This window comes from Asanoa siamensis, from assembly GCF_016862555.1.
In the GTDB taxonomy this organism is placed as follows: domain Bacteria; phylum Actinomycetota; class Actinomycetes; order Mycobacteriales; family Micromonosporaceae; genus Asanoa; species Asanoa siamensis.
The window spans coordinates 1-10,722 of record NZ_BONE01000142.1; the positions used below are offsets into that span (position 1 = coordinate 1).

Genomic DNA, 10,722 nt, shown 5'->3' on the forward strand with positions numbered 1-10,722 from the left:
TCGACCCCAGACACGAAACAGAACCTAGGCGTCCCGGAGGTGCAGGAGGCCCCCGCCGAGCAGGAGGGTGCCGGCCGACCAGAGGGCCAGCACCCCCAGGCCCGGCCAGGGGCCGATCGGCAGCGCTGCCACGTCGAGCGTGTGCTGGATCGACAGGCCGGCGGTGCTCGGGGTGATCTGGCGCAGGCGGCGTTCCCAGTCCGGGTCCGTGACGACCGAGGCCAGGATCGGCGCCAGGTAGAGCACCCCCAGCACCACGCCGACACCGGTCGGGGCGTCCCGTACCGCTGCCGCCAGACCCAAGCTCAGCAGTGCGATCAGCGTCAGGTAGAGGACCGAGCCCAGCACCGCCCGCAGGGTCGCACCGTCGGTCAGGGAGAGCGGCGGGTAGCCGTTGGCGGCGGTGAAGCCGTTGCCCGGCAGGATCAGCCGGGCCGCCAGGTAGGCGCCGAGGACGCCCGGGACGGCGGCGGCGAGGGTGGCGGCCGCGACCACCGTCGCCTTCGCCGCGAGCAGTGTCACCCGCGACGGGACGGCGGCCAGGGTCACGCGGATCATCCCGGTGCGGTACTCGTCGCCCACCGCCAGCACCGCGAGCACGGCAACCACGGCCTGGCCGAGTTGCACGCCCGTCAGGGCGATCCGCGGCGCGTCGACCCCGCAACCGGCCGCCGCGCAGGTCACCGCGCCCGCCGTCGCCGCGCTCAGGGCCGCGGTCAGCACCGCCGCCGTCACCACCAGCCAGTACGGGCCGGCGACGCTGCGCAACTTGGTCCACTCGGCGTGCAGGGCGGCGGTCACGCGTCCCTCCGGCGCAGCAGCACGGCGGCGACGGCCAGGGCCGCGGCGGTCCAGCCGCAGAGGACCGCGAAGCCGCCCCACGGGGGGAGGGGGAAGAAGCCGAACGCCGGGGTGTACGCCTGGTGCACCTGCGGCCATTCCGGCACCGTCTGCTGGATCGCGAACGCCGCCGCCGGGGTCAGGCGCAACACCCATTGCGCGGGTACGGCGGGGAGCACGGCCGCCACCGACAGGATGTACGGCAGCACGGTCAGCACCACGACGGCGGCCACCGCGCCCGCGCCCCGGCGCAGGATCGTGCCGATCGCCACCGCGAACACCGCCGCCACCGCCAGCAGCGCGGCCGTGCCGACCACGATCCGTATCTGGACGCCCGTGCTGACCGGGTAGCCGCCGCTGCCGCGGACGGCCGTGCCGACCAGCAGCGCGGCGGTCGCCGCGACCAGGCCGACCGCGAACGTGACCGCGCCGATCACGACCGCCTTCGCGGCCAGCACCCGCAGCCGGCCCGGTGTCGCGGTGAACGTGGTGCGGACCAAGCCGCGCCGGTACTCGGTGGTGACGAAGAGGACGCCGAGCACGACCAGCACGGTCAGGGCCGCGAAACCGCCGACGAGGGTCTGCTCGAGCTTCGGCCCGGCGGCGGCGGTGGCCGGCGCGACGTCGCCGGCGCCGCTGACCGTGAACGTGTCGCCGGTGCGGGTCGAGCCGATGTCCGGCCGGTCGGCGGCGGGGTCGTCGCCGAACGTGACGGTCTCCCAGTCGGCGCCGGTGGGCAGGCCTGCTGCCGTGAGGTTGTCGAAGACACCGGTCGCGATCACCTTGCCGCCCATGCTGCTGGTGCCGCCGAGGAACTGGTCGAACTCCTCGTGGGGCGGGCTCGCGACGAACATCCCGGCGGACACCTCGCCGGCCGGGAGCGGCGCGCTGCCGATCCTCGTCCACGCGGTGCCGTCGACCGACGCGTACCCGGTGACCGTTCCGCCGGCCCGGACCAGCCGCAGCCAGCGCGCGTCGGTGGGACCGGCCAGGTCGTGAACGAAGTCGTGCTGCATGCGTACGCCATGGTCGCCGGTCACCAACACCGCCGCGTAGGGCGAGCCGGGCGCGGTGCCGGCCTTGACGATCAGGCCGGCCTTGGCCCACGGCTCGGCGGCCGCCGGCCCGGATTCCGTCGGCGACGCGGGCCCGGGTGGTGCCGCGTCGCCCGGCTGGGGCGGCGGCAGGGCGGTGCCCGTCAGGGCGGCCACCCGTACGGTCAGGGTGCCGTCGCCGGCCATCGGCTGTCGCACGAGCGTCAGGCCGTCGACCACCGGTGTGCCGTCGGGGCCGACCGGCAGCGAGCCACCCCCGCGCGGCCCGCCGGTGTCGCTCGTGCCGGCGCCGGCCAGCACCGCGAACAGGACCATCAGCACGGCGGCGACGCCGCAGCCGACGACCCAGCCGCGGACGGAGCGGAACTTCGTCAGCTCCGCACGGATCAGGCCCGTCACGGGGTCACCTCCGACGCCCGGAACTCCACCGCGTCGCGGGTCAGCTCCATGTAGGCCTCCTCGAGCGTCGCCCGGTGCGCCGAGATCTCGGAGAACGGCACGCCGGCCTCGCTGAGCACGGTCACCACCCGGTCGGCGGGCACCCCGTCGACCGTCAGCGTGTCCTTGTCGGTCACCGCGACCGTCGCGCCGGCCCGGGCCAGGGCGGTCATCGCCTCGGTGCGGGCGGCCGTACGCAGGGTGACCCGGTCGGCGGACGCCGCCGCGATCAGCTCCGCGACGCCGGTGTCGGCGACCACCCGGCCGCGACCGACGACCACGAGGTGGCCGGCGGTGTCCTGGAGCTCGCTCATCAGGTGGCTCGACACGAGCACGGCGCGGCCCTCGGCGGCCAGCGTGCGCAGGAACCCGCGCATCCACCGGATCCCCTCCGGGTCGAGCCCGTTGAACGGCTCGTCGAGCATCAGCACCGGCGGGTCGCCGAGCAGCGCGCCCGCGACGCCGAGGCGCTGCCGCATGCCGAGCGAGTAGCCGCCGGCCCGGCGCCGGCCGACCTCGGCGAGACCGGTCAGCCGCAGCACCTCGTCGACCCGCGTGGCGGCCAGGCGCTGGGAGTGGGCCTGCCAGAGCAGGTGGTCGCGGCCGCTGCGGGCCGGGTGCAGGGCGGACGCGTCGAGCAGCGCGCCGACGTGCCGCAGCGGCGTGCGCAGGCTGCGGTACGGCCGGCCCCCGATGAGCGCGGTGCCCGCGTCGACCCGGTCGAGACCGAGCACGACCCGCATGGTCGTGGACTTGCCGGCGCCGTTGGGCCCGACGAACGCGGTGACCCGGCCCGGCGTGACGGTGAACGTCATGCCGTCCAGCGCGACGGTCCGGCCGTACGCCTTGCGTAGGCCGTTGACCTCGATGGTGGCTTCCATGACAGCTCACGCTACGAACCGCGGCGCCCCGGGTCGTCCCGCGTGGGAGCCATCTTCGGGATCCCCGGCGGGAGGGGCACGGGCATCCCTGGCGCGAGGGACGACCGTCGCGCGGGGTGCGGCGAGAATGGCAGCGTGCGTCGTCCCGCCTGGCATCGGACGGCCGCGGCCCTGCTCGCGCTGGCCGCGGTCGTCGAGGCGTTGGCGCGGTACGTCGCGTCCGACGTCACCGGCGGGCCGTTCCTGGTGCTGGTCGGCGCGCTGGCGGTCGCGTCGACGGCGCCGCTCGCCGCGGTGCGCCGCCCGACCGCGGCCGCGCTGGTGGTCACCGCGGCCGTCGTGGTCGCGCTGGCCGGCTTCCGGCTCTGGACCGTCGCCGGACTGGCCGGGGCGCTCGCCGCCGCGTACCTGGTCGGTCGGGCCGGCGCCCTGGTCGTGGCGGTGGCGCTCGGGCTGCCGTACCTCGTGCTGGCGTTCGTCACGCCCGTCGCCGTGCTCCTGGCGGGCCTGGTGCCGCTGTGCGCGCTGGCCGGGGTCGCGCTGCGGGTCAGCCGCGCCGACGCCGCGCATCTCGCCGCCCGCGACGCGTTCGCGGGGACGCTGGTCGAGCACACCGCGCGCGGCGAGCGGGCCCGGATCGCCCGCGAGCTGCACGACGTCGTGGCGCACCACATCTCGATGATCTCGGTGCAGGCGGAGAACGCGCGGCTGACCACGCCGGGGCTGCCGGCGGCTGGGGCGGAGCGGTTCGCGGCGATCGGGGGCACGGCGCGGGCGGCGCTGACCGAGATGCGGCGGCTGCTCGGGGTGCTCCGCTCGGACGCGCCGGCCGCGCCGGAACGGGCGCCGCAGCCCGGGTTGCGCGAGCTGGCCGCGTTGCTCGACGAGGCGCGGTCGGCGTCGGGAGCGGGGACGCGGCTGATCCTGCGCGGGCCGCCGGTGCCGCTGGATCCCGGGGTCGAGCTCGCCGCGTACCGGATCGTCCAGGAGGCGCTGACCAACGCCCGCCGGCACGCGCCCGGGGCGGCGGTCGACGTGGAGCTCACGTATGCGGCCGACGGGGTGTGCCTGCGGATCCGGGACAACGGGCCGGGCGCTGCCGCCGATCCGTCCGCCGCCGGTGGGCATGGCCTGCACGGCATGCGGGAGCGGGCGGCGGCGGTCGGTGGCCGGTTGCGGACCGGGGTGGCCGGGGCCGCCGGGGGGTTCGTCGTCGAGGCCACGCTGCCCGTACCCGATCAGGAGGTTCGATGATCCGAGTGGTGGTCGCCGACGACCACGAGGTGGTCCGCGGCGGGTTCGCGGGCCTGCTCGCCACGCAGCCCGACATCACCGTGGTCGGCACGGCGGCCGACGGGGCGGAGGCGGTGCGGGTCTGCGCGGCCGCGGCGCCGGACGTGGTGCTGATGGACGTGCGGATGCCCGGCATCGACGGGATCGAGGCCACCCGGCAGCTCACCGCGTCGCGGGCGCACGCGCGGGTGTTGATTCTGACGACCTTCGACCTCGACGAGTACGTGTACGACGCGATCCGGGCCGGGGCAAGCGGTTTCCTGCTCAAGGACGTGCGGGCCGAGGCGCTGTTCGACGCGGTGCGGGTGATCGCGGCCGGGGAGGCGCTGCTGGCGCCGACGGTGACGCGGCGGCTGATCGGTCAATTCGCGCTGCAGCACCGGCCGCCGGCGCCGGTGGCGCTGTCGTCGCTGACGCCGCGGGAGACGCAGGTGATGCGGCTGGTCGCGGAGGGACTGTCCAATCCGGAGATTGCCGCGCGGCTGGTGGTGACGGAGGAGACGGTCAAGACACACGTGAGCCGGATGCTGACGAAGCTCGGGTTGCGCGACCGGACGCAGGCGGTGGTGGCGGCGTACGAGTCGGGTCTGGTCGTGCCAGGAATGCGCGACGGGACAGACAAGGGTGTGGGGTCGGGGTAATACTCGGAGTCAGCACGCCAGTGGCGCCACATTGGACAGTGCATCGTGTAGGAAATACGGCTGATGAACGGGGGTATCGTCATGTCCGACCGTGGCTGGAACTGGGACTGATCCGCTGAAGGCCCGGGCCCGTCGCCCACCGGCCGGCCGCCGACGATCTCAGATCGTGTCGGCGAGCCGCGCCAGGGCGGCGGCGCCCGGGCTGCCCGACTGCGAAGTGCAGCCGAGGAGTTTCCTGTCCGGGCGGGTCGCGGACGTCGACGGCCGACCCGCCCGTCCTGGAAGACGCGAGCACGGAGGCGGCTGACGCGGTCACAGGCTCTCCGTACTGGTTCGTCACCATACGGGGGGTTGACGCCATGACGCTTCCGCGTGTCTTCGCGCCTTCCTCGCTGGAAGCCCCCGCCTGAGCGACGCCGCCGTCGCGTCCCTGGCGACGGCGGCGTCCCGCCACACCCCCTTCCCACGCCCAGCAGGATCGGTGGGCGTCAAGGACGAGTCAGATGCGCGGGTCCGCGCGTAGCGATGGCGTCAAGGAGGGTGCACCGCGCCCCTTCCGGGTCGCACGATCGGTGCCATGAGCGGAGAGGTCGAAGCGGTCGTCCTGGTCTGGTTGAACCAGACCCAGGACGCGCCCTGCCTGGAGGCCTACCTGGCACGCCGGCCGGAGGTGGTCGACGCCTGGTGGGTCGCCGCCGATTCCGATGCCGTCGTCCGGGTCAGGTGCCGGGACATGGCGGCGCTCGACGGCCTCGTCCGTGGGCTCCGGCACCACGCCGGGGCCGGGCGCACCCTGACCCATCTCGTGCTGCGCCCGTTCGAGCCGCACCTATCTAGGAGCTCACATGAGCCTCTCGGATCTCATCCCGTCCCTGCGCACCTCGCTGCCGCCACAGCGGCTGTGCACTGAGATCTGGCCGGCGTCGACCCGGCACACGGGCCACGGCGCGATCAGCGTCGGCGGGGTCGACCTCGCCACGCTGGCCGAGCAGCACGGCACTCCCGCGTACGTGATCGACGAAGGAGAGGTACGCGACCACTGCCGGGAGTACGCCGCGGCGTTCGGCGAGGCGCGGGTCGTCTACGCGGCCAAGGCGCTGACCAGCCGGGCCGTCCTGCGCTGGGTCAAGGAGGAGGGGCTCGGGCTGTCGGTCTACTCCGAGGGGCAGCTGTCGGTGGCCGCCGCGGTCGGCTTCCCGGCCGAGCGGATCATCCTGCACGGCGACGCGAAGACGCCGGCGGACATGCGGGCCGCGCTCGACTACGGGGTCGGCCGGGTCGTGATCGAGTCGGCCTCCGAGGTGACCCGGCTCGCCGCGCTCGCCACGACTCCGCAGCGTGTGCTGATCCGGGTGCTGCCGGCGCACGACGCGCTGCTCGACGGCGTCGCCGGCCTCCCGGCGCCCAACGACTGCGACCGGTTCGGCGTGGTCGCACCCAGCGCGGCGTTCGACGACCTGGTCGACCGGATCATCGCCCAGCCCAAGCTGGAGCTGGTCGGCCTGGACTGTTACGTCGGCTCGCAGATCAGCCGGTTCGGCGGCTACGAGCGGGCGATCCAGCGGCTCGTCGCCGTGGCCGGGCATCTCGCCCGTACCAAGGGAGTCCTGGTTCGGGAGATCAACATCGGTGGGGGTCACGCCGCCCCCGCCGTGGACGGCGAGTCCCCCTTCGCCGTCGCGGCGTTCGCGGGCCGGGCCCGGGTCGTCCTGGGCCTGGCCTGCGAACGCCAGGGCGTGCCGGAACCGGAGCTGGTCGTGACGCCGGGTCGGGCCGTCGTCGCCAGGGCCGGTGTGGCCCTGTACCGGGTCGTGGCGGTTCGCCGCGAGCCGGAGGGCACACAGCTGGTCGCGATCGATGGAGGGCTGAGCGACAACCCCCGGCCGGCCCTCTACGGCGCCCGGTACACGGCCGTCCTGCTCGGCCGGGCCGGCACCGGTCCCGCGGTGTCGAGCACGATCGTCGGCCGTCATGACGAGGCCGGCGACGTGCTCGCCCGCTCGGTGCCGCTCCCGGCCGACCTGCGCCCGGGCGACCTGCTGGCCGCGCCGGGCGCGGGCGCCTACCACCTACCGCTGGCGTCCAACTACAACCTGGTCGGGCGCCCCCCGCTGATCGCGGTCCGCGGCGGCGTGGCCCGGGTCGTCGTCCGCCGCGAGACGATCGACGACGTCCTCTGCCGCGACTGCGACTAGATCGTGATCCACTCGGTGACCACGACGGCGTCGCCGGCACGCAGGTGCAGCCGGAACATGCCGCGGGGCACCGGGCCGAGGACGAACCAGCCGACCTCGTCGACCCGCGCCACCGCCACCACGCCCGTGCGGTCGCGCAGCTCGATCTCGCCGGCGCGCGGCGGCACCACCTGACCGTGCAGGGCGTCGTCCGTGATCTCGACCTCGATGGTCAGGTCGCGGGCGGCGAAGGTCAGCGCCCGGACCGCGGCCGGCTCGGCCCGGGCGCCGGCCGGCGCCTCGGTGGCGAGGGCGGCGAGCTCGGCGTCGACGGTCCGCCAGGCGAACGCGGCCCGGCCGATCTCCCGGATCCGCTCCGGCACCTCCGCGGCCTCCCGGCGGGCGGCGGCGATCGCGGCGATGAGCTCCTGGTCGTTCATGTCCGCTCCGCCCCGGCGACCGTGACCAGGGCCGGGTCGCTCCGCAGCTTGTCGAGACAGCGCCGGCGGGTCGGCCCGATCGCGCCGACCGGGGTGCCGGTGCTGCTGCTGATCTCCGTGTAGGGCGTCGGCGGGTCACCGAACAGCAGCGACAGCAGCCGCCGGCAGTGCTCGGGCAGGTTCTCGAACGCGGCACGTACGGCGACGTGCCGCTCCTGGGTCACCAACAGCTCCTCGAACGCGGGCTCGTCCACAGTGTCCAGACCGGCCTCGTCACCGACCAGCAGGTGCCGGCGCCTGGTGCGCAGCTGGGCCAGGCACTCGTGCCGGACGGTGGTGGCCAGCCAGCCGGGCAGCGCGGCCGGCTCCCTGATGGTGCCGAGCCGCTCGACGAGCCGCAACCAGACGCTGGCGGCCACGTCCTCGGCATCCGCGCCATTCAGCCCGTACCGCCGGCAGATCGCCCACACCAACGGCGCGTAACGATCGACGAGCGCGTCCCAGGCGGTCGCGTCGCCGTCCCGGGCCCGTTCGACGAGATCGATGACCGACGGATCATTTCGCATGATCGGTCGCCCGCCAGTCGAACCGTGTGACGCCGTAGCCCGGGTTTCTGAGCACACGATCCAGTGCGGCGAAGGGGGTCCCACCCTTCGAGAGCTCGGCGGCGACGGCACCGCTGAGGTTCGCGGCCGCGAACGAGGTGCCGCTCCACGTCGCGAAACCGTCGTAGTCGACGCCGTCCGTGAGCGTGTCCGGCAGGAACGTCGAGGTGACGCCGGAGCCGAGCGCCAGGTAGTCGACCCACGGCAGCCGAGGGGTGATGTCGGAGAGCACCGCCGTGCCCGTGCTGTCGACGTGGGTGGCACCGACGGCGGCGACGCCGGGGAAGGCCGCCGGCCAGACCGGGGTCGCGGGCCGCGGCGTGAAGCCGTGGTTGCCCGCCGCCGCGACGAGCAGCCTGCGCCCGGCGTGCAGCTGGACCGCCCGGCGCAGGGCCAGCGGACCGCTGGGACCGCCGATCCGGCAGCCGAGCGAGAGGTTGACGATGTCGTACGGTCGCTCGCTGTCGGTCGGCATCGCCAGGTCGGCCAGGGCGACCGCCGTGTGCCAGGTGGTGGCCTTGCCGCGGAGGTTGAGCACCTTGTGCACGACGATGTCGCAGGCGGGCGCCCGCTGGGCGATCAGACCGGCGACGAACGTGCCGTGCCCCATCCACGGCTCGAGTGGCGGGGCCGCGGAGACCAGGCCGTCGGCCGCGGCGCTCACGTTCGTGAGGTCGGGATGCTTGACCAGTCCGACGTCGAGCACCGCCACCCGGACGCCCGCGCCCGCGTCCGGCGCGGCCATCGCCGTGAATCCGGCACCGCGGGCGGTGCGCAGCTCGGTGGTGAGGGACATCGGCTTGGTGTGCAGGAACCCGACGATGCCGGTCACCTCGGGGTCGGCCTCCATCTCGGGGGCCCACCCGTCGAACTGTGCCGCGAAGCCGCGCCGCAGGTCGTCGAGCACGGCAAGGATCGCGTCGCTGCCGAGGTCGCTGATGTCGCCGTCCGCCGAGACGCTCTCGAGGCCGATCCGGCACAGGTCGAGCCCGTTGTGCTGGGCGACCTGGCCGACCCGCACCAGCGGGCGGGCGGTCTCGTGGAGGCGCCGCAGGACGAGGTCGCGGTGGGGCAGGTCGACGACGAGGCCGCCGGCGGAGAGGTCGTCCGAGGGTTCGATGAAGTCGTTCACGGTTCCTCCAGGGGAGCGAACGGGTCGACCCACGGACACACTATCGGTCGGGGTTGATACACCCTCGGCCAAATTCGCTGGAGTACGGGCCGCGTGCCCCGCGAGGATGAGGGTGTGGACGCGCGGGCCCAGGCGGATGCCGTCGCGCTGCTCGCCGACACCCATCCGGGGCGGGTGCCGCCGCTGGCGGCGCGGGCCCTGTCGGCCGCCCGCCGGTCCGGTGACCCGGCCGCCGCCGCGATCGCCCAGCGGGCCTGGGGTCACGCGCTGCTGCAGACCGGCGAGATGGACGACGCGATCCGCCACCTGCGGTCCGCGATCACCCACAGCCGCCGCGCCGGACTGACCACGGTGGCCGGTGAGGCGCGCGGCAAGCTCGCGTACGCCCTGGTCATGCGCGGTCGGCCGCGCCAGGCGCTGGCCGAGGTCGAGGCCGCCCTGCGCACCCTGACCGGTGTCGCCGCCGACCGCGCGCGGGCGCAGCGCGCGGTGATCCTCACGGAGATCGGGCGGCACGACGAGGCGCTCGCCGACTACCAGGCCGCGCTGCCCGGCCTGCGCGCGTCCGGCGACGAGATCGCCGTTTCCCGCCTGTTGACGAACAGGGGCGTCCTGCACACCCAGCGGTACGCGTTCGCGGCCGCCGTGCAGGACCTGCGCGAGGCCGAGGCCATCTCGACGCGGCTCCGGCGGCCGCTGGCCGTCGGCATCATCGTCGAGAACCTCGGCGTGGCCGAGGCGCTGCGCGGCGACGTACCGGCCGCCCTGGCCCACATCGACCGCGCCGAGCGGCTGATCGCGGCCAACGGGGGCCATGTGGCGCTGGCGGTGTACGACCGCGGCGTGCTGCTGCTCTCCGCCGGGCTGGCCACCGAGGCACGGCAGGCCGCGCAGCGGGCCGCGGTGATGCTGCGCCGCGAGGGCCACCGCCTCAAGGAGCCCGAGGCGCGGCTGCTGCTCGCCCAGGCGGCGGCCGCCGCCGGCGACTGGCGGGCCGCCGCCGACCAGGCCCGCGTCGCCACCCGGGAGTTCGCGGCGCAGCACCGCGTGGAGTGGGCGGCGCTGGCCCGCCTGACGCTGCTGCAGGCCCGGCTCCGGTCGGGCGCGCCGCCGCCCGGGCGCGGCGCCGACGACCTGGTGACCACGCTCGCTCGGGCGGGGTGGCCGGCCGCCACGGTCGAGGCCCACCTCGTCGCCGCCGCGCTGCGGCCCCGTGCGGCAGA

11 protein-coding genes are annotated in these 10,722 nt (G+C 75.1%); 5 read left to right on the top strand and 6 right to left on the bottom strand.

The window, feature by feature from the left end; translation table 11 throughout:
- Positions 1-24 precede the first annotated feature (24 nt).
- From Asi02nite_RS39865 to Asi02nite_RS39875, 3 genes are read right to left on the bottom strand one after another with little or no spacing between them, the layout of a single operon-like run.
- The gene (locus tag Asi02nite_RS39865) at positions 25-801 is read right to left on the bottom strand and encodes an ABC transporter permease (RefSeq protein WP_203719245.1); all 777 of its coding nucleotides are present in this window, start codon (positions 799-801) and stop codon (positions 25-27) included.
- Positions 798-2,294: an ABC transporter permease subunit gene (locus Asi02nite_RS39870; RefSeq protein ID WP_239127683.1), complete on the bottom strand. Its 1,497-nt coding sequence runs from the start codon at positions 2,292-2,294 to the stop codon at positions 798-800. The genes Asi02nite_RS39865 and Asi02nite_RS39870 overlap by 4 nt, the downstream gene beginning before the upstream one ends.
- Positions 2,291-3,214: an ABC transporter ATP-binding protein gene (locus Asi02nite_RS39875; RefSeq protein WP_203719246.1), complete on the bottom strand. Its 924-nt coding sequence runs from the start codon at positions 3,212-3,214 to the stop codon at positions 2,291-2,293. Before Asi02nite_RS39875 ends, Asi02nite_RS39870 begins: the two co-directional genes overlap by 4 nt.
- A 135-nt stretch (positions 3,215-3,349) precedes the next feature.
- On the opposite strand from Asi02nite_RS39875, the gene Asi02nite_RS39880 reads away from it, so the two are divergent.
- From Asi02nite_RS39880 to lysA, 4 genes are all read left to right on the top strand, one after another.
- The gene (locus Asi02nite_RS39880; protein WP_203719247.1) at positions 3,350-4,468 is read left to right on the top strand and encodes a sensor histidine kinase; all 1,119 of its coding nucleotides are present in this window, start codon (positions 3,350-3,352) and stop codon (positions 4,466-4,468) included.
- On the top strand, positions 4,465-5,148 hold the full coding sequence (locus Asi02nite_RS39885; RefSeq protein WP_203719248.1) for a response regulator: 684 nt from the start codon (positions 4,465-4,467) through the stop codon (positions 5,146-5,148). Before Asi02nite_RS39880 ends, Asi02nite_RS39885 begins: the two co-directional genes overlap by 4 nt.
- A 577-nt stretch (positions 5,149-5,725) precedes the next feature.
- On the top strand, positions 5,726-6,058 hold the full coding sequence (locus Asi02nite_RS39890) for an Lrp/AsnC ligand binding domain-containing protein (RefSeq protein ID WP_203719249.1): 333 nt from the start codon (positions 5,726-5,728) through the stop codon (positions 6,056-6,058).
- Complete coding sequence (lysA, locus tag Asi02nite_RS39895) at positions 5,994-7,343, top strand: diaminopimelate decarboxylase (RefSeq protein WP_203719250.1); 1,350 nt, start codon at positions 5,994-5,996, stop codon at positions 7,341-7,343. Before Asi02nite_RS39890 ends, lysA begins: the two co-directional genes overlap by 65 nt.
- Here the strand turns inward: lysA and Asi02nite_RS39900 are convergent.
- Genes Asi02nite_RS39900 through Asi02nite_RS39910 form a run of 3 tightly spaced genes read right to left on the bottom strand, consistent with a single transcriptional unit; the run spans position 7,340 to position 9,499 of the window.
- Positions 7,340-7,762 carry a hypothetical protein gene (locus Asi02nite_RS39900; protein WP_203719251.1) on the bottom strand — a complete coding sequence of 141 codons (423 nt, stop codon included), beginning with the start codon at positions 7,760-7,762 and terminating at the stop codon, positions 7,340-7,342. The genes lysA and Asi02nite_RS39900 overlap by 4 nt on opposite strands.
- Complete coding sequence (locus tag Asi02nite_RS39905; RefSeq protein WP_203719252.1) at positions 7,759-8,328, bottom strand: RNA polymerase sigma factor; 570 nt, start codon at positions 8,326-8,328, stop codon at positions 7,759-7,761. The genes Asi02nite_RS39900 and Asi02nite_RS39905 overlap by 4 nt, the downstream gene beginning before the upstream one ends.
- Positions 8,318-9,499, bottom strand: coding sequence for a S8 family peptidase (locus tag Asi02nite_RS39910; RefSeq protein WP_203719253.1), 1,182 nt, complete (start codon positions 9,497-9,499; stop codon positions 8,318-8,320). The genes Asi02nite_RS39905 and Asi02nite_RS39910 overlap by 11 nt, the downstream gene beginning before the upstream one ends.
- Positions 9,500-9,592: 93 nt before the next feature.
- Between Asi02nite_RS39910 and Asi02nite_RS39915 the strand changes: the two genes are divergently transcribed.
- On the top strand, positions 9,593-10,722 hold a 1,130-nt coding region (locus Asi02nite_RS39915), incomplete at its 3' end, for a tetratricopeptide repeat protein (RefSeq protein ID WP_373312441.1).

Bases quoted from the DNA above. Each gene is read 5' to 3' on its own strand.
- Asi02nite_RS39875 (WP_203719246.1), bottom strand. From the start codon at position 3,214: ATGGAAGCCACCATCGAGGTCAACGGCCTACGCAAGGCGTACGGCCGG.
- Asi02nite_RS39885 (WP_203719248.1), top strand. From the start codon at position 4,465: ATGATCCGAGTGGTGGTCGCCGACGACCACGAGGTGGTCCGCGGCGGG.
- Asi02nite_RS39890 (WP_203719249.1), top strand. From the start codon at position 5,726: ATGAGCGGAGAGGTCGAAGCGGTCGTCCTGGTCTGGTTGAACCAGACC.
- lysA (WP_203719250.1), top strand. From the start codon at position 5,994: ATGAGCCTCTCGGATCTCATCCCGTCCCTGCGCACCTCGCTGCCGCCA.
- Asi02nite_RS39900 (WP_203719251.1), bottom strand. From the start codon at position 7,762: ATGAACGACCAGGAGCTCATCGCCGCGATCGCCGCCGCCCGCCGGGAG.
- Asi02nite_RS39905 (WP_203719252.1), bottom strand. From the start codon at position 8,328: ATGCGAAATGATCCGTCGGTCATCGATCTCGTCGAACGGGCCCGGGAC.